This window comes from Streptomyces sp. NPDC058371 (assembly GCF_042723265.1).
GTDB lineage: Bacteria > Actinomycetota > Actinomycetes > Streptomycetales > Streptomycetaceae > Streptomyces.
Genome location: NZ_JBHXJC010000001.1, coordinates 922,633 through 947,700, shown reverse-complemented (window position 1 = coordinate 947,700; position 25,068 = coordinate 922,633). Strand labels below are relative to the sequence as shown.

Here is a 25,068-nt window from a genome sequence, read left to right as displayed (position 1 = left end):
CAGACACTGGGGGGCTCACCCCGCTTGGACCGGGCCCGGCGCGGTGACGCCGAGGCCCGTTCGCGGTGCCAGGACCAGGACGCCGACCTTGCCCATGTGTGCGTTGTTCTGGACCAGTCGGGCGGCCTCCGCCGTCTCGGTGAGGGGGTAACTGGCCGTCAGGGCCGAGGAGATGTGGCCGAGGCCGAGGAGCCGGTTCACGGCGGACTGCTCCTGGAGGTTGGCGCCGTGACTGCCGATGACCCGCTTCAGCCGCATCCAGAGGTAGCGGTTGTCGAACTCGTGCTGGTAGCCCGTGCTGGAACCGCAGGTGACCACCGCCCCGCCGCGCCGTACGACGAAGACGGAGACGCCGAAGGTGGCGCGGCCGACGTGCTCGAAGACGATGTGGGGGTCCTCGCCCGTGGCGGCCCGGATCAGCCGGCCGAGCCGCTTGCCGACCGTGGCGGGATCGGCCGGTTCGCTGCCGACGAGGCCGATCTCCGCACGGTTGATCACCACGTGGCAGCCGAGGCCGCGCGCGTACTCCGCCTTGGCCTCGCTGCTGACGACGCCCACGGCGATGCCTCCGCCGTTGCGGACCAGCTGTACCGCGTACGCGCCGAGGCCGCCTGCCGCTCCCCAGATCAGCACGACATCGCCCTGGGTCATCCGAGCGCCCCGGTCACTGACCAGCATGCGGTACGCCGTCCCCGCGCACAGCGGGTTGACGGCCGCCTCCTCCCAGGTCAAGTGGCCCGGCTTGGGCAGGAGTTGACTGGCCCGTACGACGCCGTACTGGGCCAGGCCCCCGTAGTTGGTCTCGAAGCCCCAGGCCAGCTGGCCCGCGCCCAGCATGCCGTCCGCGTGCGTCGCGGGATCCTCCTCGTCTACGTAGACGGGGCTGACGACGACATGGTCACCGGCCCGCCAGCGGCGCACTCCGGCGCCGGTGCGCACCACCACCCCCGCCGCGTCCGACCCGATGGCGTGGAAGGGCTGGTCGTGCCGGGCCGACCAGCGGTCCTGGCGGCCGAAGTGCTTCAGGAAGGTGAAGGTCGGAATGGGCTCGAACATCGCCGACCAGACGGTGTTGTAGTTGATGCCGCTGGCCATGACCGCCACGAGGACCTCGTCCGGGGCGAGTTCGGGCATCGGCACGGATCCGACGTGGATCGACTTGCGTACGTCCTTGTCGGCGACGCCGGTGAAACTGTCGACGTCCTCCGCCCTGAGGTGCGCGGCCGTGAAGCGCGCCGGTAACGGAAGGCGTTCCAGTTCGGCACCGGCGGCTCCCGCCACCACGGCCTCGGCCAGGACATCCATGTCGTGCCTCCTTCGAGGGGTCGTGTGGTTCCTCGTGCGAGGAGTCATGTCGCTCCTCGCGCACACCGTCAGCCGAGTCCGAGGCCCGCGGCGAGCGTCGGCCACGAGGTCCTGAACTCCTGCTGCCAGGACGACCAGGCGTGCGTGCCGCCGTCGTAGAAGTGCACCTGGGCCGGGACCCCCAGCGTCTCCAGCTGGGTGGTGAAACGGTGGGCCTGGCTCCAGAGCGTGCCTTCGAGCACGGCGCCTTCGAGGTTTCCGTAGTCGGTGCTGGGCAGACCGCTGCCCTGGGAGAGGTAGAGCCCGGTGCCCGCGAGCGCGGACGCCCGGACGTAGGGGTTGTGCAGATTCCAGTTGTCCCCGCTGAAGCCCCAGAGGAGAAACGGCAGCAGGTTCTCCCGCGCGACGATCGCGGAGAGGACGGTCGACATACCCGGCGCCGAGATGTCCAGGATCCCGCTGTAGGAGGCGGCCGCGCTGAAGACGCCCGGGCGGCGGACCGCGAAGGCCACGGCGCCGTACCCGCCCGTCGAGACCCCGGCGACCGCCCGCCGGCCACTCGCCCGGAACCGCTGCCGCAGCAGCTCCATGACCTCGTCGACCTGGAACTTCTCGTAGTCCGGGGAGCCGGGCAGACCGTAGTTCCACCAGTTCGTGGGGATGCCGGTCGGGCCCGACGACGGCATCACCGCGATCACGTCCTGACCGGCGAGGAAACTGCTGACGTCCGTCTCCCGGGTCCAGGACGTGTAGTCGTCGTGGGCGCCCTGGAGCAGGTAGAGGACGGGCCAGGTGCGGTCGGGGTGGGCCGCGTAGCCGGTCGGCAGCAGGACCCGCACGGGCGCGGACGTACGCAGCGCGGGTGAGGCGACGGTGAGGTCGACGGTCCGGTCGTCGAGCCAGTTCTCGGCGGTGATACGGGCGCTGTCGCTCGCCGCCGGGGTGACTCCGGCCGCCGTGGCGGCCAGCGCGGCGGTGGAAGCCATGGCCGCGCGGAGAACGGTTCTGCGCGTGGGGCGGTGTACGGGCACGGGCCTACTCCTCGTCTCGGGCATGCGGGTCGGTACTCGTCCGCGCACCCAGATCACGCGTCAGCAGCCGCGCCAGCGTGTCGACGACCGGCGGGTCGAGCAGCGACAGATGGTGACCGGGCAGCGGAGTCACGGTGAGGTCGGCGCAGTGTGCGTCCCAGCCGAGCGCCGCGTCGTCTCGCTCGTAGCGGGGGTCGTGGACGGTGTGCGGCGCGGGTTCGCTCGCCCGGTAGAGCAGCGTCCGCCCCTCGTAGCGCGCCGGCCGGTGGCGTTCCCCGCTGCGCAGGTCGAGATACGAGGTGCGCTGGTGCTCCAGGACGGAGGCCGGCAGGTCCACCGCCTCGCCGAGCACCTTCAGGACGAGGTCGATCGCCTCGGTGTCGTCCAGGCCGGCGAGTTCGTCGTACGGCAGGTCGAGCGTTGCCGCGTAGGTGCGTGCCACGTACGCCGCGAAGTCCGCGAAACGGCGCCGGGTCTCCGCGGCCCGGGTGACGCAGGGCGGGGCGGCCAGCGGCAGCACCGAGTCGATCAGGACGAGGGCGTGCACGGTGCCGTGCCGGGACAGCAGCCGGGCGGCCTCCTGCGCCAGCACCCCGCCGTACGACCAACCGCCCACCAGCCAGGGCCCGTCGGGGCAGGCCTCCCGCACCCGGCGCGCGAACTCGGCCGCGCGTCCCGGCACGTCGTCGGGGTCGGCCTGGCGGTCGAATCCGTACAACGGGCGCTGTCCGTCGAGGCGTTCGGCCAGTCGGGCGTAGACGGCGGAGGATCCGCCTGCGGCATGGGCGAGGAAGAGGGGGGTGCCGGGGCCGGTGTTCGGGAAGCGGCGCAGGGGCGCGGCGAGGGTGTCGGTGGGTCCGGAGGACGCGGGATCGGGCGCCGGGAGCGGGGCTTTGAGCGGGGGCGCGGGTGACGAGGCACCGGGCCGAGAGGGGACGGGAGCGCTCGCGCGTACACCGGGGAAGCTCTCCGCGCCGAGCCGGCGGGCGTCCGCCCCGAGCGGTTCCGCACCCCCGAGAGTGCCGGAGGTGCCCTCCACCCCGAGCAGGTCCGCATCCGCCTCGAGCAGGTCCGCCACCGAGCGCAGTGTCCCCCGTCGCAGCAGGACGCCCGGTTCGAGCTCCACTCCGAACTCCCGCTCCACCGAGCCCCGGATCCGCACGGCGGTCAGTGAGTCGAGGCCGAGGTCCGTCAACGGCAGGTCGGGGTCGATGCGTTCGGGGCTGTAGCCCATCACCGCGGCCACGCACCCGCGCAGCCGTTCCAGTGGGCCGGCGTCCGTCTGCGCGGGGTGTGCGGACGTCCGGGCCGTCTCCGGCTCCTCGCCGAACCAGAAGCGGCGGTGGCGCCAGCGCGGCGGGGGTACGTCCACGATGCGCCCGTCCAGCCGCTCACGGAGCCCGTCGACCCGTACGCCGTTGACCAGCAGTGTGGCGAGCGAGGTACGGAAGGTCAGCGCGTCGTCGGTGTTCCTGCGCAGGGTGGGAACGATCAGGGAGCCCGTGGGCAGGGTGTCGGTCAGGGGGTGCAACTGCGTGGCGTGCGGGGCGACTTCGAGGAAGACGCGGTGGCCGTCCTCGACGGCCGCCCGCACGGCCTGGACGAACCGCACGGGTCGGCGCAGGTTGGCCACCCAGTACGCGGTGTCGTACGGGGCGGGGTCCCGGGGGTCGTCGAGCACGCTGGAGTAGCGCGGGCAGGCCGGCATCCCCGACCGCACCTCACCCAGCTCCCGCGCGAACTCGCCCAGGAGCGGCTCGACTTCGGGCGAGTGGCCCGCCCCCGACACCCCCAGCGGCCGCGCGAACCCACCGTCCGCCGTCACTCTGGCCACGAACTCCGCCACCTCCTCGGCGGCACCCGTCACCACGCTCTGCACCGGCGAGGCATGGACGGCGACCTGGATGCTGGGCAGATCCCCGGCACTCGCGCGGATCTCCCCCTCCGACCTGTCCACGACGGCCATGGCACCGCCCGTCAGTCCCGCGAGGAGCCGGGAGCGCACGGCGACGATCCTGGCGCCGGTGACCGGGTCGACGGCCCCCGAGACGACGGCCGCGGCGATCTCCCCCAGGGAGTGCCCGATCACGGCGGCGGGCGCCGGCCCGTACGACCGCCACAGCTGGGCGAGCGCGAGTTGGACGCCGTACAGGGCGGGCATGACGGTGGCGGGCGAGGACAGATCGGCGTCCGGTTCCAGACTCGCGGTCAGGGAGACACTCGCGTGCTGGAGCAGCAGCGGGTCCAGCCGCTCGACCGCGTCGGCGAACGCCGGTTCCGCGGTGAGCAGTTGCCGCGCCATGCCGGGCCACTGGGAGCCGTAGCCGGAGAAGATCCAGACGGGCCCGGGGCCGCCCGGTGTCCCGGTGCCCGTCACCACGTGCGGCGACGGCTCGCCCGCGGCCAGCCGGCGCAGCGCGTCCACGGTCTCGGCCCGGTCGCGGGTCACCACGGCCGCACGGTGGTGTCCGCGCCCGGTGCGGCCCGCGAAAGTGCGGGCCAGGTCCGCGTCGCGCACGCGCGGGGTCTCGGCGAGCCGGCCGGCGAGCTCGCCGGCGTACGAGCGGACGCGTTCCCCGGTGGGCCCGTCGAGCAGCAGCAGTGCGGGCCGTGCCCCCGGCGGCGAGGTCCGGCGGTTCGCACGGTGTTCGGCGAGGACGACATGCGCGTTGGTGCCGCCGAACCCGAAGGCCGAGACGCCGGCGGTGGCCGTCCCGGAGTAGCGGGGCCACGGCTCGGACTCGGTGACGACGCGCAGGCCGAGGGCGTCCAGGTCGGCGTGCGGGCCGGGGCCGGTGTAGTGGAGCTGCGGCGGGATCTCTCCGTGGTGCAGGGCGAGGACGGTCTTGATGAGCCCGGCGATCCCGGCGGCCGCCTCCAGATGCCCGAGGTTGGTCTTCACCGAGCCGATGAGCAGCGGCTGTTCGAGGGCGCGTCCGGTGCCGAGCACGGCGCCGAGTGCCCCCGCCTCGATGGGGTCGCCGAGCGCGGTCCCGGTGCCGTGCGCCTCCACGTAGTCGACGGTGGCGGGGTCGGGGTGAACCTCGGCGAGGAGGGTCCGCTGGGCCGCCGCGCTGGGCGCGGTCAGGCCGTTGGAGCGGCCGTCGGAGTTCACCGCCGTCGCGCGGATCACCGCGAGGACCCGGTCGCCGTCGCGTTCCGCGTCCGCGAGCCGCTTCAGTACGACGACACCGCACCCCTCACCGCGGACGATCCCGTCGGCGGTCGCGTCGAACGCCTTGCACCGCCCGTCAGGCGCGAGTGCGCCCGCGCGCTGGAGGGAGAGGGTGACGGCGGGCGTCAGCAGCAGGTTCGCGCCGGCCGCGAGCGCGGCGTCGCACTCCCCGGTCAGCAGGCTTCGTACGGCGTGATGCACCGCGACCAGGGACGACGAGCACGCCGTGTCGACGGCCAGGCTCGGGCCGCGCAGGTCGAGGGCGTACGAGAGGCGGCCCGCGGCGATGCTCAGGGCGGCGCCCGTGGCCGTCCAGGCGTCGGGGGCGGCGGCCGTGAGGTGGGCGTACTCGTTGCCGCTGATGCCGACGAAGACTCCGGTGCGGGTGCCGGTGACGGACAGCGCCGCGTGGTCCAGGGCCTCGCGGGTGACTTCGAGGAGCATGCGCTGCTGCGGATCCATGGCGGCCGCCTCGTGCGCGCCGATGCCGAAGAACTCGGCGTCGAAGCCGGCGATGTCGTCGAGGAACGCGCCGTGCCGGCTGACCTCCGGGTCCACCGCGAACGGGTCCCATCTCCCGGCGGGAACGGTGCCGACGGCGTCCCGGCCCTCGGTGAGGAGACGCCAGTACGCCTCCGGTGAGTCGGCGCCACCGGGGAAGCGACAGCCGAGGCCGACGACGGCGACGCAAGCGGGGGCCGCCGGAACGGATTCCGGGCGGGCGGTCCCGGACTGCGCACCCGGGTCGGGGGCACCGAAGACGAACTCCCCGCGCGGACCCGGGAAACCGGGCACGGGCCGCACGTCCGTGTCGGCGGCGACGGCCGCCGGAACGGAATCCGGGGGGCCGGTCCCGGACTGCGCACCCGGGTCGGCGGTGCCGGGCACGAACTCCCTGCGCGGACCCGGGAACCCGGGCACGGGCCGCACGTCCGTGTCGGGGGCGACAGCCGCCGGAACGGAATCCGGGGGGCCGGTCCCGGACTGCGCACCCGGGTCGGCGGTGCCGGGCACGAACTCCCTGCGCGGACCAGGGAAACCGGGCATGGGCCGCACGTCCGTGTCGGGGCCGCCGGGCACGAACTGCCCGTGCGTGCCCGCGGGTACGGGAGTGTGCGGCTTCCCGGGTTCCGGAGTGGGCGCCCCCGGCCGCTCGGTCGTCAGCTCCCGCGCGAGGGCGTCGATCGTCCCCGCGTCCCAGAGCAGCGTGTCGGGGAGCCGTCGCCCCGCGAGATCGCTGAGCAGCGCGGTCAGCGCCACCGCGTCCCGTGAGGTGAGGCCCAGCTCGGCCAGCGGCCGGTCGTCGGCGACCTCCTCGGGCGCGAGGCCGTACCAGGCACCCAGCCGCTCGACGACGAGACCCCGGATCTGCGGATGCGTGGGCCTCATCGGGGGCCGAACCCGCCGTCGAGGAAACGCGTCCGGCTCGCGGCCCGGGCCACCTTGCCGCTGCTGGTGCGGGGCACGGCACCGGGCGGGACGAGCCGCAGCGTGGCCAGTCGCAGGCCGTGGCGTGCGGACACGGCGGCCCGGGCGGCACGTTCGGCGTCCCGGGCCTGGCACTCTGTCGGCTCCGCGTCCCTGCGGTGCTCGGCGACCACGACCAGTTCCTCGCCCGTACCGTCCGCGCGGGTCACGGCGAAGGCGGCGAGCCGGTCGCGGCGGACCAGCGGCTCGACGCTCTGCACGGTCTCCTCGACGTCCTGCGGGTAGTGGTTGCGGCCGTCGACGATGATCACGTCCTTCAGGCGGCCGGTGACCAGGAGCCGTCCGTCGTGCAGCGCCCCCAGGTCCCCGGTGCGCAGCCACCCGTCCAGGTCGCCGAAGGCCGGGTCGACGCGCTTCCAGTAGCCGCGCGCGACATTGGGCCCGCGCAACTGGATCTCGCCCACCCGCCCCTGCGGCAGCACCTCGCCGTCCGCGCCGACGATCCGGAGCTCCTGCCCGACGGGCGCGCCGCAGGAGACCAGTACGGCGGTGTCCCGGGGGACGGCCCGGTCGCCGTCCGAACCCTCGACAGCCGTGTCCGGAGCGGGATCCGGCGTGCGCCCCAAGTCCGAAGCCTGATCGCCCGGGCCGGGAACGACCTCGATGCGCCCCTGGGCCAGCGCGCCCGTGTCGCAGGCCACGGTCACCGGCGGAGTCGCCGAGGAGTCCGCGGCCGCGAACACGGTGGCCTCGGCGAGGCCGTACGCGGGGCAGTGGGCGGCCGGGTCAAGACCCGCGGGCGCGAAGGCCGCCCGGAACCGCTCGATCGTGCCCGGCCGCACCGGCTCGCTGCCGTTGATCAGCACCCGTACGCGGTCGAGGCGCAGTTCGTCGACGAGGTCCGGTGCGGTGCGGGCCACGCAGTAGTCGTACGCGAAGTTCGGCGCGGCGCTGATCGTGCCCTCGTACGAGCCGAGCAGGCGCAGCCAGCGCGCGGGGTCCTCCAGGAAGGACACCGGGTCCATCAGGACGGACGGGAAGCCGCCCACGACGGGGGCCGCGACGCTGAGGACCAGGCCCATGTCGTGGAAGAGGGGCAGCCAGCCGACGGTCGTGGCGGTCCGCGGGTCGGCGACGAACGCGTCGAGGGCCTGGCGGGCGTTGGCGACGACATTGGCGTGGCTGATCATCACGCCGGCCGGGCTGCGCGTGGAGCCGGAGGTGTACTGGAGATACGCGATGTCGTCGGGGCCGGCCCCGGGCGTCTGCGTGACCGGTCCGAGGCGCTGGACGGTGAGTTGGTCGACGGCGACGATCCGCGCTGCCGGCAGGTTCCGGTCCGCGACGAAGGCGCTCACGGCGGCCACCGTCGCCGAGTCGGAGAGCAGACAGGCGGGTTCGCAGTCGGCGAGGACGGCCGCCAAGCGACCTTCGTGGCCCGGGAGTTGTGGCCCGAAGAGCGGAACGGCGATCACCCGGGCGTACAGACAGCCCAGGAACGCCACCACGTAGTCGAGTCCTTGCGGCATGACCAGGGCGGCCCGGTCGCCGGGTGCCGCCACCGTCGCCAGCCGGTCGGCCACCGCGCGGGCGCGCGCGTCCAGGGCACGCCAGCCGAGCGTGCGGTGGCGCCCCGCCGAGGCCAGGTCGGGGAAGTCGACGTGGCTGACGGCTCGTTGCTGCGGCCGGTGGCGTGCCCAGTACTGGAGGTGGTCCGGCAGAGAGGTGAGGGAGACATCCCTCTCTTGCGGTCGCGGGGAGTCCGAAGTGGGGGGCGTGGGCCGGGTGGGGGGCATGGCGGCTCCAACTGATCGGCACGCTCGAACGGTTGTCTCCGTGGGGTGATGCACCAGGTTCCGCTGAAGAGCCGCGGTTGAGTTAGACGACGCACTGACAGTTCGTCAGTCCACTTCTGTCAGTCCACTGACAAAGACGGCTGCGCGATTCGGCGCTCCGGGGCAGAGTCACCGCGACACCGCACCGCAGACAATCCGGGCCACGGCACACGTCGGCGGAGGGAGCGGCGGTGGGACGTGCACAGCTGCTCGCACTGCTGGCGCTGGTCACCCTGACCGGGTTCATCACGACCCTCGACAACACCGTGATCAATGTCGCCCTGCCGACCGTGCAGCGTGAACTCGGCCTGACCGTGGCCGACTTGGAGTGGGTCGCCAGCAGCTATGTACTCAGTTTCGGCGCACTGCTGCTGCCCGGCGGACGGTTGACCGACCTCTTCGGACGCCGGAACGTCCTGGCGGCCGGAATCGTCGTCTTCACGGTCGCCTCGGCCGCGGCGGCGCTCGCGGACAGCGGCGGCACCCTCATCTCGGCCCGTACCGTGCAGGGCGTCGGGGCCGCCCTGGTCATCCCCGCCTCCCTGGCCGTGGTCGCCGCCGACCTGCCCGCCGGCCGCCGCGCGACCGCCGTCGGCCTGTGGACGGCTGCCCTGGCCGTGGCCCTGGCGCTCGGGCCCGTGGTGGGGGGCTTCGTCACCCAACAGTGGTCCTGGAACTGGGTGTTCGCGCTGAACGTGCCGTTCGGGGCGTGCGCCCTGCTGCTGATCCCCGCGGTCCCCGCCCGGGCCGCCCCCGCCCGCGGCGGTGTCGATGTGCCGGGCGTCCTGCTCTCGGTCCTCTCGCTCTATCTCCTCACCTACGCCCTGGTCCGCGGTGGCGACCACGGCTTCGGGAGCCGTCCGGTGCCGCTGTGCCTGGGCCTTTCGGCCCTCGCCGCCTGCGTGTTCGTCGTCCGGGAGACGCGCGCCGCACGGCCCCTGGTCGTCCCCCGGCTGCTCCGCGACCGGTTCCTCACCGGCGGCGTGCTCGCCCAGATGCTGTGGGGCATCGGCGTCAACGGCGTCTTCTTCTTCACGGCCCTGTACCTCCAGCGCGTCCTCGGCTTCTCGCCGACCAGGGCGGGCCTGGCCTTCCTGCCCCTGGCCGGGGCGCTGCTGGTGTGCACGCCGCTCGCCGAGCGGGCGGCGCGGACGCTGGGCGCGCATGTCTCGATCTCCGTGGGACTCTGCCTCGTGGCGGTCGGCCTGCTGTACGTCTCCGGCACGGGCCTGCGTGCGGACTTCTGGGACCTGCAGCCCGGCCTGCTGCTGATCGGGGCGGGCTCGGCGCTCACCACTCCCCTGACGGTGCGCTCACTCGCCGAAGTACCCGCCGCCCACACGGGAATGGCAACCGGACTGGTCAGCGCGGCACGTGAGGTGTCGGGCGTGTTCGGCGTGGTGCTGGTCGGTGTGGTGCTCACCCGGCGGGAGCGCACCGCGCTGCGCGCCGGAATCGACCCGCGCAGTGCCTTCCTGCACGGCTACGACCTCGGACTGCGGCTCGCTGCCTGCTGCGTGCTGACCGGTGCACTCGTCACCCTGGTCGCGCTGCGCCCCCGTGGCCGGCACCGGCGGACGACGGCGCGCGAGCACCGCCCCGAGACGAGCGTTGTCACGAAGTGACAATCCGCGCCTCCATATATGTACGCCGGTGATGAGCCACCGGAGATCACCGGCGGGTATCGTCTCCGATCCCCTGTCCCCACGCAGGAGGGAGCCGCCGCGTTGAACGGATTCCGGACGCTGGAGAGCGAGGCCGCGTCCCGCGGCGCGCGGATCACGGCCGCGGGTGACATCACGCCGGGCCGCGTCCCGCACGAAGAGCCCAACGGCCCCTTCAGAGCGTTCCCTTCGGATCTGCACGACCGCTTCAGGCCGTTCTTCGCGGACCTCATCGAAGAGGTCGTACGGGCGATCAGGACCCAGATCCCGGAGTACGCGCGCCCCATGGACGACACGTACATGCTGGTCGTACGCCGGGGCGTGGAGCGCGCGCTGGAGGGGTTCCTCGACCGGATGGCCGAGCCGGACACCGACTGGGCGCCGGTGCAGGCGACGTATCAGCGCATCGGACGCGGGGAGGCGGACGAGGGGCGCAGCCTCGACTCCTTCCAGTCGGCACTGCGTCTCGGCGCGCGGGTGGCGTGGCGCCGGGTCAACGCCCTCGTCGATGCCGACCTGTTGCCCCGCCATGTGCTGGCCGCGTTCGGCGAGGCGATGTTCCTGTACCTCGACGAGATGGCGGCCGCCACGACCGCGGGCTACACGGAGGCGCGGCTGCACAGGGCGGGCGAGTTGCAGCAGCGCCGCGCCCGGCTGATCGATCTGCTCACCGCCGATCCGCCCGTGTCGGCGGGGGCGATCAGCGATCTCGCGCACACCGTGCGGTGGCCGGTACCGCGGGCGCTGGCGGTGGTGGCGATCGACCAGGGCCCGCAGCCGACGGTGGCGTGGTCGATCGTGCCGCCCGGGTTCCTCGCCCGGTTCGACGTACAGCCGTCCGTGCTGGTCGTCCCCGACCCGGAAGGGCCGGGCCGTGCCCGGGCGGTCGCCGGGGCGCTGCGGGGGCTCCGCGCGGCCATGGGGCCGACGGTCACGCCGCAGGAGGGCGCGCGGTCGCTGCGCTGGGCGACGCAGGCGCTGGATCTGGTCCGGCGCGGTGTCCTGCCGGACTCCGAGCTGGTGCGGTGTCAGGAGCACCTGGCCACCCTGCTGCTCTTCCGTGACGAGGCACTCGTGGACGCGATGGCCGAGCGTCATCTGCGCCCGCTGGAGGAGATGCGCCCGCCGCAGCGGGAGCGGCTCGCCGAGACGCTGCTGTGCTGGCTGCAGTGCGGGCACAACGCCAGCGAGGTCGCCGCCCAACTCGCCGTGCATCCGCAGACCGTGCGCTATCGGATGCGCCAACTGGACGTGCTGTTCGGCGACCGCCTCCTCGATCCGACCGTCCAGTTCGAAATGCAACTGGCGCTGCGGGCACGGGCTTTGCGCGGGGGCGCGGCGTCCGGGCAGCCCGAGTAGTTCGGGCAGCCCGAGTAGTTCGAGTAGTTGAGCAGTCCGGGCGGCCGAATTCCCCGCGGGCGGGAAGCTGCCGCGCGGCCGGGAGTTGGGTCGCGCCGCTGAGGCGGGGAGCCGCCACGCGGCCGGAAGTTGGGACCGGAACATCCGCCGGTCCCACCTCGAGACACGGCTGTCGGCGCCGCCGGCCCCAGGCGACACCATCTCGTCCCGCCGGCGGACCAACCTGCCCAAGCGCGGCCCGAAGAGCGGGATGTTCCTGGACAGCTGTCCATGTATAGTGGACACCTGTCCAGGAAGTAGCCTCACGAGGGAGCCCGACGCCGATGGCCATCGCCGCGAACGTTCTGGTCGGCCTGGTGGCCGTGTTGCACGCGTACATCCTGGTCCTGGAGATGTTCCTGTGGGAGCGCGCGCCGGGCCGGGGTCTGCACGGGTTCGATGCCGAGATGGCGCGGGCCACGGCGCCGTTGGCCGCGAATCAGGGGCTGTACAACGGGTTCCTGGCGGCGGGCCTGGTGTGGGGCCTGATCGCCGCCGACCCGACCGGATTCCGCGTGCAGGTGTTCTTCCTGGCGTGTGTCGTGGTCGCGGGGGTGTACGGGGCGGTCACCGCCAACCGCCGCATCCTGTTCGCCCAGGCCCTGCCGGGCACGGTCGCCCTGGCCGCCGTCCTCGTCGCCGGATGAGCCCGCGGGACGGCCGGACGCCGGAGGACCGCGGGGCCGGCAGTACGCCGGAAATCCCGCAGGCTCCCCAGGCGACGGAAATCCCCCAGGCCCCCCGGGCGCCGAAAGGCCTACGGGAGACCCGGGCGCCGGCGGACCGCGGGGCCGCCCGAGCGACGGCCCCCCGGGACCTCCGGGCGCCGGAGGATCCCCGGGCCACCCGCACCCGCGCCAAGCTGCGGAAGGCGCTGCTCGACGAATGCGCCCGGCGCCCGCTGGACGAGATCGGTGTCGCCGCCCTCGTGCGGGCGGCCGGGGTCGGCCGGGCCACGTTCTACGTGCACTACGCCGACCTGGAGGCGCTGGCGGTCGACGCCTGCGCCGATGTCGTACGGGAAGCCGTGGACGCACTGCACGCCTGGCGCGGCCGGCCCGACCCGGTGTCGGCGCCGCCCGCCCTGCTCGCCTTCTTCGCCGGGCTCGCCCCGCATGCCGCCCTGTACCGCGCCCTGTTGACACCGGGCGGCGGCGGGCCGCTCGGGCGCGTACTGCATCAGGACCTGCGTGCCCGCAGCCTGGCCGAGCGGCAGCTCGTCGGCGCCCCGGACGCCCCGCTGGTCGCGTCCGCCGTGGCCGCCACCTTCGCGGGCGTACTCGCGGACTGGCTGCACGGCCTGTTGGAGGGCACCCCCGAGGAAGTCGCCCACCAGGTATGGCAGTTGCTCGTCGCCCTGCACGGGAGCCGATGACGCTGCACCGGCACCGGCACCGGCACCGGCACCGGCACACCGCGGCCCCGGCGGAACGGCTAACGCACCGCCTGGAACGTACGCCGGTAGGCCTGCGGTGAGACGCCGATCGCGGCATGCAGATGCTGGCGCAGCGAGGCGCCCGTCGCGAACCCCACCTCCCCGGCGATCTGGTCCACCGGCAGATCGCTGGCCTCCAGCAGATGGCGGGCGCGGGCGACACGCTGCTGGATGAGCCAGCGGCCCGGGCTCATGCCCACCTCGTCGTTGAAGCGGCGGGCGAAGGTGCGCAGGCTCATCCGGGCATGGCCGGCAAGATCGGCGAGCGCCAGAGGCTCCCCCAGGCGCTCAAGGGCCCAGTGCCGGGTCGCGGCGGTGCCGGCGGCCGAGGGCCCGGGGACCGGCTGCTCGATGTACTGCGCCTGTCCGCCGTCGCGCCACGGCGGCACCACGCAGCGCCGGGCCACCCTGTTGGCCAGCTCGCTGCCGTGGTCCTTGCGGATGAGGTGCAGACAGACGTCGACGCCGGACGCGGCCCCGGCCGAGGTGAGGATCGAGCCGTCGTCGACGAAGAGCACGTCGGGATCGAGGGCCACGTGCGGGAACATCCTCCGGAACTGCTCGGCGAGCTGCCAGTGCGTCGTGGCCCGGCGCCCGTCGAGCAGCCCGGCCGCCGCCAGGATGAAGGCTCCCGTGCAGATCGACACGGTGCGGGCGCCCGGCCGGATGAGCGCGAGTGCGGCCGTGAGCTCGGCGGAGAGTTCCGAGGTGACGCCGGCCTCGGCGATGGGCGGGATGACCACGATGTCGGCCGTGCGCAGCACCTCCGGACCGTGCTCGACGGTCACCGAGAAGTCGGCGTTGGTGCGCACCGTCCTTCCGCCGGCACTGCAGGTCAGCACCTCGTACCGGCCGTCGGCCGCGCCGAAGATCCGGCTGGGGATGCCCAGCTCGAAGGGGTAGATCCCGTCGAGTGCCAGGACGACGACTCGTTCCACATCTCGTACACACTCCATGGCACGATCCTATCGAACATTGGCGTTCATGCCATTTCCCGGCCGGGCCGTCGTCGGCAGGCTTGTCTCCATGACCACTGCGAACACGAACGACACGACCGCGAACCCCGCTCCCGCCGCCTCCGCCGCTCCCTCTGCTGCGCCCCGCATGCGCGCGATCCGTCAGGACGTCCTCGGCGGGCCCGAGGTGCTCCACGAGGTCGAGATCGACCGCCCCGCACCGGGGCCGAGCGAAGTGCTGGTCCGCGTGCGGGCGGCGGGGCTGAACCCGACCGACTGGAAGCACCGCGCGAACGGCGGGTTCCTCAAGCAGCCGCCGTTCGTCCTCGGCTGGGACGTCTCCGGTGTCGTCGAGGCGGTCGGACTCGGCGTCACCCTGTTCCAGCCCGGCGACGAGGTCTTCGGGATGCTGCCCTACCCGCACGGCGTCGGCTCGCACGCCGAGTACGTCAAGGGCCCGACCCGCGCCTTCGCCCGTAAGCCGGCGTCCGTCGACCACGAGCAGGCCGGCGCGATCCCGCTCGCGGCACTCACCGCGTGGCAGGCCCTTGTCGACACCGCCGATGTGCAGCCCGGACAGCGCGTGCTGATCCACGCGGCGGCCGGCGGGGTGGGACACCTCGCGGTGCAGATCGCCAAGGCCCGCGGCGCGTATGTGATCGGAACGGCCAGCGCGGCCAAGCACGACTTCCTGCGCGAGCTCGGCGTCGACGAGCCGATCGACTACCGGGAGACCGACTTCGCCGAGGCCGTCAGCGACGTCGACGTCGTGCTCGACACGATCGGCGACGACTACCGCTTCCGCTCGCTGCGCGTGCTGCGCCCGGGCGGTCTCCTCGTCTCGATCCTGCCCCGCGGCGCCCGGGACTTCATCGACGAGGCCGAGCGGCTCGGCGTACGGGCGATCGAGCTGCTCGTCGAGGCCGACCACGCCGGGATGAACGCGATCGCGGACCTGGTCGAGTCCGGCAAGCTGCGCGCCACGATCGCCGGGTCCTTCCCGCTGGCGGAGGCCGCCAAGGCGCACGAGCTCGGCGACACCGGCCGGACGGCCGGAAAGCTGGTGCTGACACTGCCGTAGCCCGCCCGGCGCGGCGACCAGCACAACGCAGGTCCGCGGGTCCGGTCTCGCTTCCCTCGGGAGTGGGACCGGACTCCTGCGTGTCCGCCGTGACCCGTACGCCGACGGCGAAGGGCCGTTCCCTCAGACGACGAGACCGCGGCCCCCAGGGTCTCGGACCTGCCGACGCCACCGCAGGAAACGAAGCGATGCAGGCCTGACTCAGCAAATCGAAGACATATGTCAATCGAACATGCTGGAATTCATCCCAACGAGGGTAACTTGCAGGGCAGGAAACGGTTTTGCAACCACGGGTACCCCGGTGTCGTGTCTACGCTCGCAGATATCGTCACCCCGGCCCCCGGTGACTCCGGGCCCTGCGATCAGCAGTGAGCCAGCAGCCGGTTGGAGGCGATGTCGTCGTGCAGCCCGAACGCGCACCGATCACCCCTCACCTCCGTATACGCCGGTACCGCGGCCATACGGTCCTGGAGTTCCGGGGCGAGATCGACATCGCCGCGGCGATCGAGATCATCCCGGACCTGGACGCCGTGACCGGCCGCCCGGCGCCGCAGATCGTCATCGATCTGCGGCGCGTCGAGTTCTTCGACTGCTCCGGGCTGCGCCTCCTGTACCGCGCCAGGCATCGCGTCACCACGCGGGGCGGCCGGCTGCTGCTCGTCTGCACCCATCCGCTGACCCTGCGCATCCTGCGGGTGACCGGACTCGCGCAACTCGTCCCGCCGGCGGCGTCGCTGGACGAGGCGATCGGGCAGACCGAGCCGGCGTCCGACGCCTCCTAGCCGCGCGGCCGACTGCCACCCCACGGGCCGGGGGGGCAGCGGCTGCCGCGTCGCACCCGTACTACTTCTGGATCTTGGTGACCTGCCCGGCACCGACCGTCCTGCCACCCTCCCGGATGGCGAACTTCAGCCCCTCCTCCATGGCGATGGGCTGGATCAGCTGCACATACATCGTCGTGTTGTCGCCCGGCATCACCATCTCGGTGCCCTTGGGCAGGGTCACCACACCGGTCACATCGGTCGTACGGAAGTAGAACTGCGGGCGGTAGTTGTGGAAGAACGGCGTGTGCCGGCCGCCCTCGTCCTTCGACAGGATGTACGCACGCGCCTCGAACTCGGTGTGCGGAGTGACCGATCCCGGCTTGATGACGACCTGCCCGCGTTCGACGTCCTCGCGCCTGACCCCGCGCAGCAGCAGCCCGACGTTCTCGCCCGCCCGGCCCTCGTCGAGGAGCTTGCGGAACATCTCGATGCCGGTGACCGTCGTCTTCGTCTTCTGCTCATGGATGCCGATGATCTCGACCTCCTGGTTGACCTTCAGGACACCGCGCTCGATACGGCCGGTGACGACCGTGCCGCGGCCCGTGATGGTGAAGACGTCCTCGATCGGCAGCAGGAAGGGCCGGTCCACATCCCGCACCGGCTCGGGCACGAACTCATCGACGGCCGCCAGGAGTTGCAGGACCGAGGCGGCCCACTCGGCGTCGCCCTCGAGCGCCTTCAACGCGGAGACCCGGACCACCGGCACGTCGTCACCGGGGAACTCGTACTCGGTCAGCAGCTCGCGCACTTCGAGCTCGACGAGCTCCAGGATCTCCTCGTCGTCCACCATGTCCGTCTTGTTGAGGGCGACGACGATGTACGGGACGCCGACCTGGCGAGCCAGCAGCACATGTTCCTTGGTCTGCGGCATCGGGCCGTCGGTGGCCGCGACCACCAGGATCGCCCCGTCCATCTGGGCGGCGCCCGTGATCATGTTCTTGATGTAGTCCGCGTGCCCCGGGCAGTCCACGTGCGCGTAGTGCCGGCGCTCGGTCTGGTACTCGACGTGCGCGATGGAGATGGTGATACCGCGCTGGCGCTCTTCGGGAGCCTTGTCGATCTGATCGAAGGGCGTGTACGGGTTCAGGTCGGGGAACTGCTCGTGCAGCACCTTCGTCATGGCCGCCGTGAGCGTCGTCTTGCCGTGGTCGATATGACCGATGGTCCCGATGTTCACATGCGGCTTGGTCCGCTCGAACTTCGCCTTGGCCACTGCAAGCCCTCCTCATCACCTGGGTGAGAGCCGGTGCCTGACCGGACGTCAGCGACAGGCCCCGGCGTCGAGCGCGCTTCGCTGCTTCCCGTTCACGGGTGCTACGTCCTGTCTATTCGCTCTCGGGCGCGTCGAACAGGGCACTGACCGACTCACCGTTGTGAATGCGCCGGACGGCCTCGGCGAGGGCCGGGGCGATGGAGAGGATCCGCAGCTTCTCGGTGCGTTCCTCGACCGGGATCGGCACGGTGTTCGTGCACACGATCTCCAGTACGTCGGGCTGGTCGCTCAGCCGCTTGAGCGCACCCGCCGCGAACAGGCCGTGCGTACAGGCCACTCGGATGGATCGCGGCCCCAACTCCCGCAGCCGCTCCAGGAGTTCGAGCACCGTGCTGCCCTTGGCGATCTCGTCGTCCAGCACGATGACGTCCCGGTCGGTCACGTCGCCGATCACGGAGCTGATGCTCACCCGGTCGTCCGCGAACCGCTGCTTGGCACCGGCGGCCACGTGCGCCCCGATCATCCGCGCGAACGCGGCCGCCTCCTTGGCGTTGCCCAGATCCGGCGACACCACCGTCGTACGGGACAGGTCGTAACCGTGGAAGTGCGCGGCCAGCTCACGCAGGGCGTGCAGATGGTCGACGGGCACCGAGAAGAAGCCGTGCACCTGGGGCGAGTGCAAGGTCATCGCCAGGACCCGGCTCGCCCCGGCCGCCACCATCAGGTCGGCCACCAGCCGGCCGCCGATCGAGATCCGCGGCGCGTCCTTCTTGTCCGAGCGGGCGTACGAGTAGTGGGGCATCACCACCGTGATCCGCCCGGCGGACGCGCCCCGGGCCGCGTCGCACATCAGCAACAGCTCGACGAGATTCTCCTGCACCGGCTTGACCAGCGGCTGGATGAGGAAGACGTCCCGTTCCCGGCAGTTCGCCTGGAGCTGTACCTCCAGGCAGTCATTGGCGAACCGGCTGACCCGGGCGGGGCTGAGGGGCACACCCAGATGCGCGCAGACCTCGGCCGCCAGCTCGGGATGGGCACTACCGCTGAAGACGGCGATGTCGCGCACGATCTGGCTCCTCGCATGATCAGATCCGGACTGCGCGGCTCATGCTACTGGCCGTGCCGACGGCCCTCGCCCACCGCCTCCCTGGTCAGCCGTGGTCCGGCGGAAAAACCGGTTGCGGTCCGGGGCCCTGGTCACCGCATCATGGCCGGGATACGACCCCTGCCTCCAGGAGCACCGGAATGCGCCGATTCCTCGGAACCCTTCGCCCCCACCGGACGACCGTTCTCGAGGACTCGACCACCCATGCACACCCTGAACATCGGAATTCTGGCCCACGTCGACGCCGGTAAGACCAGCCTCACCGAGCGGCTGCTCTTCGACGGCGGCGCCATCGACCGGCTCGGCAGCGTCGACGCCGGGGACACCCGGACGGACGACGGCGCGATCGAGCGGCAGCGCGGCATCACCGTCCGCTCGGCCGTCGCCGCCTTCACCGCGGGTGATGTACAGATCAACCTGATCGACACCCCCGGGCACTCCGACTTCATCGCCGAGGTCGAGCGCGCCCTGGAGGTCCTGGACGGCGCGGTCCTGCTGCTCTCCGCCGTGGAGGGCGTCCAGGCCCAGACGCGCGTGCTGATGAAGACGCTGCGGCGGCTGCGGCTGCCCACGCTCGTGTTCGTCAACAAGATCGACCGGGCGGGCGCGCGCGGCGAGGAACTGCTCGCCGAGATCCGGCGGCGCCTCACGCCGTACGTCGTCCCGCTCACCTGCGCCGAGAACTCCGGCACCCCGTACGCCCGCGTCACACCGCGGCCGCTGGACGCCCTCGCGGCCGGCACGCTCGCCGAGGTGGACCCCGGCGTCCTGGCCGCACTCGTGGACGGACCCGCTCCGACCGCGGACGATCTGTCGACCGCCCTCAGCGCCCGCACCGCCGACGGCTCCGTCCATCCGGTGTACTTCGGGTCGGCCCTCGGCGGGCAGGGCGTCGCCGAACTCGTCGAGGGCGTGACCCGGCTGATCCCGCGCCCGCCGCGACCCGCCCCCGGCGAACCGCGCGGCACGGTGTTCGCCGTCCGTCCCGGCCCGGGCGGCACCCGGACGGCCTACCTGCGCCTGTACGCCGGCGAGGTGGCGTGGCGGCAGCGCCTCACGTTCGTCCGGCGCGAGGCGGACGGCCGGACCACTCAGGTGTCCGGGCGGGCCCTGACGCTGGACGTCGTCGGGCAGCCGGGGGCCGCTTCCCTCACCGCCGGCAACATCGCCGCGATCCGGGGCGTGGGAGGCGTGCGCGTCGGTGACCGCCTGGGCGAGGGAGCCGGCCACGCCCCGCAGTTCGCCCCGCCGACGCTGGAGACGCTCGTCCGGGCGAGGACGCCCACGCAGGCCGCATCGCTGCGCTCGGCGCTCCTCGCCCTGGCCGACCAGGACCCGTTGCTGCACGCCACACCCGCGAGCGCCGGCAGCACCGCGCTGCTCCTCTACGGCGAGGTCCAGAAGGAGGTCCTCGCCGCGACGCTCGCCCAGGACTACGGCATCGAGGCCGACTTCGAGCCCAGCCGCGTCCGCCACCTGGAACGTCCGGCCGGCACCGGTGAGGCGTCGGAGGAGATCCAGCGACACGGCCACACCGGGTTCTGGGCGACCGTCGGACTGCGCGTCGAGCCGGGGCCGCGCGGCTCCGGTGCGGCCTTCACGTACGAGACCGAACTCGGCGCTCTGCCACGGGCGTTCCACCAGGCGATCGAGGACACCGTCCACGCGACGCTGCTCAGCGGGCTGCACGGCTGGCCGGTGACGGACTACCGGGTGACGCTGACCCGCTCCGGTTTCGCCGCGCCGCTCAGCACGGCCGCCGACTTCCGGGGCCTCACACCGCTCGTCCTTCGGCGCGCCCTGGAACGGGCGGGGACGCGCGTGTACGAGCCGTACCACGCGTTCGAGGCGGAGCTGCCTCTCGACTCCCTGGCTCCGGTCACCGCCCAACTCGCCTCACGGGGCGCGGAGTTCGGGGAGACCGCGGGGGGCCGCACGTCCTGGCTGGTCACCGGCGAGCTCCCGGCCCGCTGCGTACGGGACGTCGAGCTGCGGCTCCCTGGACTGACCCACGGGGAGGGGGTGTGGTGGTCCCGGCCATCGGGTGACCGGTTGCTGCGGCGGCCTGGGCGGCTGCCTGGGCGGTAGGCGGTGCGGTGGGGGGTGGGGGGCGGTACCCGGCCTGTCTACGGGTGTTGGCCTGCGTCCGTTGGCCAACGGCTGTGGGCCTGCGTCCGTTGGCCAACGTCCGTTAGCCAACGGCTGCGGGCCTACGTCCGTTGACCAACGGCTGCGGGCCAACAAGTGCGGGCCAACGGCTGCAGGCCAACGGCTGTAGGCCAACGACTGTAGGCCGATGACTGCGAACCAACGGCTGTAGGCCATCACATGTAGGCCAACCCCCGTAGGCCATCCCCAGTAGGCCAACCCCCGTAGACCTCACCACCCCACCGGCAGCCGCATCGGGCTGCGCGTGATCTGGCCCTCGCGCCAGCGAATCGTGTCGAGGGTGAATTCGGCGTGGAGGTGCGGGAAGCGGGCGGCGAGGCGGTGGAGGGCGAGTTCGAGTTCCAGGCGGGCCAGCCACGCGCCCAGGCAGTGGTGCGGCCCGGCGCCGAAGACGATGCCGGGCGCCGGCAGCGGGGCGAAGAGGTCGGGCGGCCCGGGCGGGAAGACGTCGGGGTCGCGTGCGGCGGAGTTGGTGGCGACGGCGACGACACTGCCCGCCGGTATCGTCACCCCGCCGACGTCGGTGTCCGCAACGGCCCGCCGGATCAGCCCGGGCAGCAGTAGGCCCTCGCTGAGCGGAATGGTGCGCAGGAGCTGTTCGGCCGCGACCCCCGCCGCGGCCTCGTCCTTGGCGAGGCCGGCCCAGGCGTCGCGGCCCTCGGTCAGCAGGTAGACGACGGAGTTGCCGAGTGCCGTCATGGTGGTCTCGTGGCCGGCCACGACCAGACCGCAGACCAGCGAGACCAGTTGCCGGTCGTCGATCTCCTCGGTCGCGTCCCCCGCGGCCACCAGTTCACTCACCAGGTCGTCCGCGGGCGACTCCCGCCGTTCGGCGATGAGTTGGGCGGCGAACTCGCCGAACTCACGCATCGCCCGGCCGACTTCCTCGGCCGTGTGGGCGCCACCCGACAGGCCGTGGTCGGCCCAGTGACGTATCCGCTCGCCGTCCACGTGGTCGAGCCCCATGAGGCGGCTGATCACCGAGACGGGCAGTGGCCGGGTGAACCCCTCGACGATGTCGGCGGGTTGGGGCTGTTCGGCGAACCGGTCGAGCAGGGTGTCCACCACTCCGGCCACCCACGGCCGCCAGCGCAGGATGGCGCGCGGGGTGAACGCACGCTGGACGGTGCGACGCAGCCGCTGGTGCGCGGGCCCGTCCTGGTTCAGCAGCCCGTTGGGGTCGTCCAGCAGATTGGGTACGGCGAGCAGACGCGGTGCGTCCTCGGCGTACAGCGAACTGCGGTCGAAGCGGGGGTCCATCAGCACCTGACGCACGTCCGCGTACCGGCTGATCAGCCAGACCGGGGTGCCGGTGGCCAGGGTGCCGGGCCGGGGCGGTCCCGGTTCGGGCGGGCTCACCCGGTGCATCGGGCAGCGGGGCCGGGACGTACTGCGCTCGGTCATCCGGTACTCCTGACGGGCCGGGGCGGACGGATTCCACGCTAGAGGCACGGTCAGGGCACGTCACGAGCGGCAATCGGCCAACGGCGCGTTCTGTCAAGGGATTTGGGGGGCACCCGGACTTCAGGAAGGAGGACCGTCGACATGACAATGTCCATCAAGCGTATGCCCGGGTGGGCCAAGGTGGTCAGCGCCTTCGTACTGGTGCTCGTGGTGCTGTTCGCCGGGCTGCGGCTGAGTCTGCTCCCCGGACTGCGCGACGTGTTCGGCACGGAGACGCACGACCGGTCTGGCCCCGCGCTCCTCAAGTCGATCCAGGACATGAGCCGTTACGACGCGGCCTCTGGCAATTTCCAGGTGGTCGTGGACCTGGAGAAAGACGCGAAGTATCTGCCGGACGCGCTGCGCGGCACGCGCACGCTGTACGTGGGGTCGGGCACCGTCGACGCCTATGTCGACCTGGGCAGGCTCGCCAAGAACGACGTGACGGTCAACGGCGACCGCACGGCGGCCACGCTCCGGCTGCCGCACGCGGCGCTGGGCAAACCCGCCCTCGATCCCGACCACTCGTACGCGGTCTCCAAGCAGCGCGGCCTCCTCGACCGCCTCGGGGACATCTTCTCGGACAACCCCAACGACGAACGGGCCGTGCAGCGACTGGCGGCCCGGCACATCGGCGACGCGGCGAAGGAGAGCAAACTGACCGCGCGCGCCGAGGAGAACACCACCGGCATGCTCAAGGGCCTGCTGAACTCGCTGGGCTTCAAGGAGGTGAAGGTCACCTACAGCGCCTGAGGCCCGCGGGCCGTGCGGACCTCAGCACCCGCACGGCCTGCGCTCGATGCCGGTCAGCCACTCAGCCGGTCGCGGGTCAGCCGGCCGCGGGTCGTGGGTCAGCGGGCCAGCCGGTCGCCGGTCACGGGTCAGCCGGTCAGCCGGTCAGGATCCCCGGCAGGGCCAGCGCTCCCAGCAGCGTCGCGCCGACCAGCAGCCAGGCCACGTAGTCCCCGATGTGCCCGGACTGCAGGCGGCGCAGCGGCTCCGTCCAGGGCCGGTGCCCGAGCAGCCGGGGACGGTTGACGGCGAGCGCCGCGAGGCCGACGGCCAGGGCGGTGGACGTCAGGCCCAGGAGCACACCGGGCGGGGTCCAGTGGGGTGAGGTGATCGCCCCGCCGGACCCCGCCTCGTTCACGGAGTGGCTCACCACGGCGGCGAAACCGGGCGCCACCCCGACGGCGAGCGAGGCCGCGAGGAGCAGCGCGGGCACGGCGGTCATCGTGTCCGGGATCCGGTTCAGCCGGTGCCGGGTCTCGGGTTCCTCACCGGTGCCGGTGGTCTCGTGCGACGACCCGCCCCGCGGCTTCGGTCCGAGGCCGAAGAACACCCGCGCCGCCACCCGCAGCACCGCTCCGGCCGTCACCGCCGACACGACGACGAACAAGGCGGTGAGTGGACCGCCCACGGCCTCCTCGGTGATCGCCTTGCCCAGCCCGGTGCCGAAGGGCGGCAGTCCCGCGAGGCCGAGCCCGCCGATCACGAAGAGGACGGCGACACCGCGCAGCCGCCGGGCGCGGCCGTGCAACTCGTGTTCGTCGACGTTGCCGTACCGGTCGAGCAGGATGCCCGCGCAGGCGAACAGGGCGGCCTTCACTCCGGCGTGGCCGAGGATGTACAGGGCGACCCCGTCGTCGGCCTCGGGAGTGAGGGAGCCGATGCCGATGACGAACAGGCCCACATGGGCGACGGTCGAGTACGCCAGCAGGCGTTTCACGTGCCGTTGGTACCAGCACATGACCGCGCCGACCAGAGCGGTCAGCACACCGACCACCAGCAGCGTGCGCTCCAGGTCCGGGGCCGGGATCCCGCCGGGCCCGGAGAAGACGGCTCCGTACACCCGCCAGACGCCGTACGCGCCGAGTTCGACCATCACCCCGGACAGCAGCATGCACACGGGCGTCGGCGCGACGGCGTGCGCGTCGGGGAGCCAGAAGTGGAACGGCACGGCCGCCGCCTTGACCAGCAGCCCGGTCAGCACGAGCACGAAGGCCGCGAGGGTGAGGGCGTCGGGCCCGCCGTGCGCGTCGAGCTTGCGTCCGATCTGCGTCATGGTGAGTTCGCCGGTGCGGGCGTAGAGCAGGGCGATGCCCATCAGGATGGCGTACGCGCCAAGGGAGTTGATGACCCCGAAGGTCAGCGCGCCCTGCACGGCCTTCGCCTCCTCGACCCGGAAGCCGGTGAGCGCGTACGCCACGACGCTCATCAGCTCGAAGAACACGAACGCGTTGAACAGGTCCCCCGCGATCGCGAAGCCGCACATACCACCCTGGAAGAGCAGCATCAGCGCGGGGAAGGAGCCCGCGTGTCCGCGCGGGGGCGTGTCGAAGTACCGCCAGGAGTACGCGAGCGCCGCGATGGTCAGCAGCGAGGCCAGCGTGGCCATGCCGAGCCCCGGCCCGTCTCCGACGAGGACGATCCCGACGTCCTCGCCGCCCTCGGGCACCCATCCGCCGACCCACTCGACCATGGGCGGCGAGGAGTTGAGGAGCAGGACGAGAGCGAGTCCCGCCGTCCCCGCCGAGACGGCGCAGGCGATCGTCTCGGCGGCGAAGCGGGGCAGCCGGCGCCCGCAGCCGGCCAGCAGGGCGGCCCCCAGCAGCGGAACGGCGACCAGCAGCGGCAGCAGATGGTTCATCAGCCACGCAGCTCGGAGAGTTCGTCGGGGTCCACGGTGCCGTGGCGCTTGGAGATCTGCATGACGAGGGCGAGGAGCAGCGCGGTGACGGTGGCGCCGACGACCACGTCGGTGAGGGCCAGTGCCTGTACGACCGGGTCCACCACCGGGCGGGAGCCGGGTTTCAGGTCGGAGAAGACGGGCGCGGTGGCGCTGTCGCGGTAGCCGACGGCGAGCAGCAGGACGTACGTGGCGGACTGGCAGACCGCGAGGCAGCCCACGGCATGGATCAGGTTCCGGCTGGTGGCGAGGCCGTAGCAGCCGGTGAGGAAGATCCAGGCGGCGACGAGATACGGCAGTACGGACATCACGGTCGG

18 protein-coding genes are annotated in these 25,068 nt (G+C 72.6%); 8 read left to right on the top strand and 10 right to left on the bottom strand.

Translation table 11 applies throughout. The annotated features are described in order from the left end of the window. Positions 1 to 15 precede the first annotated feature (15 nt). The 4 genes from ccrA to ACFWM2_RS04095 all read right to left on the bottom strand — a co-directional run bounded on the left by ccrA (position 16) and on the right by ACFWM2_RS04095 (position 8,735). On the bottom strand, positions 16 to 1,305 hold the full coding sequence (gene ccrA, locus ACFWM2_RS04110) for a crotonyl-CoA carboxylase/reductase (protein ID WP_383272749.1): 1,290 nt from the start codon (positions 1,303 to 1,305) through the stop codon (positions 16 to 18). Positions 1,306 to 1,373: 68 nt separating this feature from the next. Further along, positions 1,374 to 2,291, bottom strand: a complete 918-nt coding sequence (locus ACFWM2_RS04105; RefSeq protein ID WP_383272747.1) for an alpha/beta hydrolase — start codon at positions 2,289 to 2,291, stop codon at positions 1,374 to 1,376. A gap of 49 nt (positions 2,292 to 2,340) precedes the next feature. Then, complete coding sequence (locus ACFWM2_RS04100; RefSeq protein ID WP_383272745.1) at positions 2,341 to 6,900, bottom strand: beta-ketoacyl synthase N-terminal-like domain-containing protein; 4,560 nt, start codon at positions 6,898 to 6,900, stop codon at positions 2,341 to 2,343. Further along, the gene (locus ACFWM2_RS04095; protein ID WP_383272743.1) at positions 6,897 to 8,735 is read right to left on the bottom strand and encodes a fatty acyl-AMP ligase; all 1,839 of its coding nucleotides are present in this window, start codon (positions 8,733 to 8,735) and stop codon (positions 6,897 to 6,899) included. The genes ACFWM2_RS04100 and ACFWM2_RS04095 overlap by 4 nt, the downstream gene beginning before the upstream one ends. A gap of 230 nt (positions 8,736 to 8,965) precedes the next feature. Here ACFWM2_RS04095 and ACFWM2_RS04090 point away from each other — a divergent pair, with 230 nt between their 5' ends. The 4 genes from ACFWM2_RS04090 to ACFWM2_RS04075 all read left to right on the top strand — a co-directional run bounded on the left by ACFWM2_RS04090 (position 8,966) and on the right by ACFWM2_RS04075 (position 13,211). Next, on the top strand, positions 8,966 to 10,399 hold the full coding sequence (locus ACFWM2_RS04090; RefSeq protein WP_383272741.1) for an MFS transporter: 1,434 nt from the start codon (positions 8,966 to 8,968) through the stop codon (positions 10,397 to 10,399). A 102-nt stretch (positions 10,400 to 10,501) separates the two neighbouring features. Then, complete coding sequence (locus tag ACFWM2_RS04085) at positions 10,502 to 11,797, top strand: PucR family transcriptional regulator (RefSeq protein WP_383272739.1); 1,296 nt, start codon at positions 10,502 to 10,504, stop codon at positions 11,795 to 11,797. A gap of 323 nt (positions 11,798 to 12,120) precedes the next feature. Next, positions 12,121 to 12,483, top strand: coding sequence for a DUF1304 domain-containing protein (locus ACFWM2_RS04080; protein ID WP_383272737.1), 363 nt, complete (start codon positions 12,121 to 12,123; stop codon positions 12,481 to 12,483). Positions 12,484 to 12,698: 215 nt separating this feature from the next. Continuing rightward, positions 12,699 to 13,211 carry a TetR/AcrR family transcriptional regulator gene (locus ACFWM2_RS04075; RefSeq protein ID WP_383274136.1) on the top strand — a complete coding sequence of 171 codons (513 nt, stop codon included), beginning with the start codon at positions 12,699 to 12,701 and terminating at the stop codon, positions 13,209 to 13,211. Between the two features lie 59 nt (positions 13,212 to 13,270). Here the strand turns inward: ACFWM2_RS04075 and ACFWM2_RS04070 are convergent, their stop codons facing one another. Next, a complete protein-coding gene (locus ACFWM2_RS04070; RefSeq protein WP_383272735.1) occupies positions 13,271 to 14,227 on the bottom strand; it encodes a GlxA family transcriptional regulator in 957 nt (318 codons plus the stop codon). Positions 14,228 to 14,375: 148 nt separating this feature from the next. Here ACFWM2_RS04070 and ACFWM2_RS04065 point away from each other — a divergent pair, with 148 nt between their 5' ends. Next, positions 14,376 to 15,308 (top strand): NADP-dependent oxidoreductase, encoded by a 933-nt coding sequence (locus ACFWM2_RS04065; protein ID WP_383274133.1) that lies wholly within the window; start codon positions 14,376 to 14,378, stop codon positions 15,306 to 15,308. Positions 15,309 to 15,709: 401 nt separating this feature from the next. Further along, entirely contained in the window at positions 15,710 to 16,090 is a 381-nt protein-coding gene (locus ACFWM2_RS04060) for an anti-sigma factor antagonist (RefSeq protein WP_383272733.1), read from the top strand. 61 nt (positions 16,091 to 16,151) lie between these two features. Here the strand turns inward: ACFWM2_RS04060 and tuf are convergent, their stop codons facing one another. Together tuf and ACFWM2_RS04050 are read right to left on the bottom strand one after the other, a co-directional pair. After that, the gene (gene tuf / locus ACFWM2_RS04055) at positions 16,152 to 17,345 is read right to left on the bottom strand and encodes an elongation factor Tu (RefSeq protein WP_383272731.1); all 1,194 of its coding nucleotides are present in this window, start codon (positions 17,343 to 17,345) and stop codon (positions 16,152 to 16,154) included. 112 nt (positions 17,346 to 17,457) lie between these two features. Beyond that, entirely contained in the window at positions 17,458 to 18,411 is a 954-nt protein-coding gene (locus ACFWM2_RS04050; protein WP_383272729.1) for a ribose-phosphate diphosphokinase, read from the bottom strand. 243 nt (positions 18,412 to 18,654) lie between these two features. Here ACFWM2_RS04050 and otr(A) point away from each other — a divergent pair, with 243 nt between their 5' ends. Beyond that, complete coding sequence (otr(A), locus tag ACFWM2_RS04045; protein WP_383272727.1) at positions 18,655 to 20,538, top strand: tetracycline resistance ribosomal protection protein Otr(A); 1,884 nt, start codon at positions 18,655 to 18,657, stop codon at positions 20,536 to 20,538. Between the two features lie 291 nt (positions 20,539 to 20,829). Here the strand turns inward: otr(A) and ACFWM2_RS04040 are convergent, their stop codons facing one another. Beyond that, positions 20,830 to 22,023, bottom strand: a complete 1,194-nt coding sequence (locus tag ACFWM2_RS04040; RefSeq protein ID WP_383272725.1) for a cytochrome P450 — start codon at positions 22,021 to 22,023, stop codon at positions 20,830 to 20,832. 141 nt (positions 22,024 to 22,164) lie between these two features. On the opposite strand from ACFWM2_RS04040, the gene ACFWM2_RS04035 reads away from it, so the two are divergent. Further along, entirely contained in the window at positions 22,165 to 22,815 is a 651-nt protein-coding gene (locus tag ACFWM2_RS04035) for a DUF4230 domain-containing protein (RefSeq protein WP_383272723.1), read from the top strand. Positions 22,816 to 22,951: 136 nt separating this feature from the next. On the opposite strand, the gene ACFWM2_RS04030 is transcribed toward ACFWM2_RS04035, so the two are convergent. After that, positions 22,952 to 24,712 (bottom strand): complex I subunit 5 family protein, encoded by a 1,761-nt coding sequence (locus tag ACFWM2_RS04030; RefSeq protein WP_383272721.1) that lies wholly within the window; start codon positions 24,710 to 24,712, stop codon positions 22,952 to 22,954. Beyond that, positions 24,712 to 25,059, bottom strand: a complete 348-nt coding sequence (locus tag ACFWM2_RS04025) for a sodium:proton antiporter (RefSeq protein ID WP_383272719.1) — start codon at positions 25,057 to 25,059, stop codon at positions 24,712 to 24,714. The genes ACFWM2_RS04030 and ACFWM2_RS04025 overlap by 1 nt, the downstream gene beginning before the upstream one ends. Between the last annotated feature and the right edge of the window lie 9 nt (positions 25,060 to 25,068).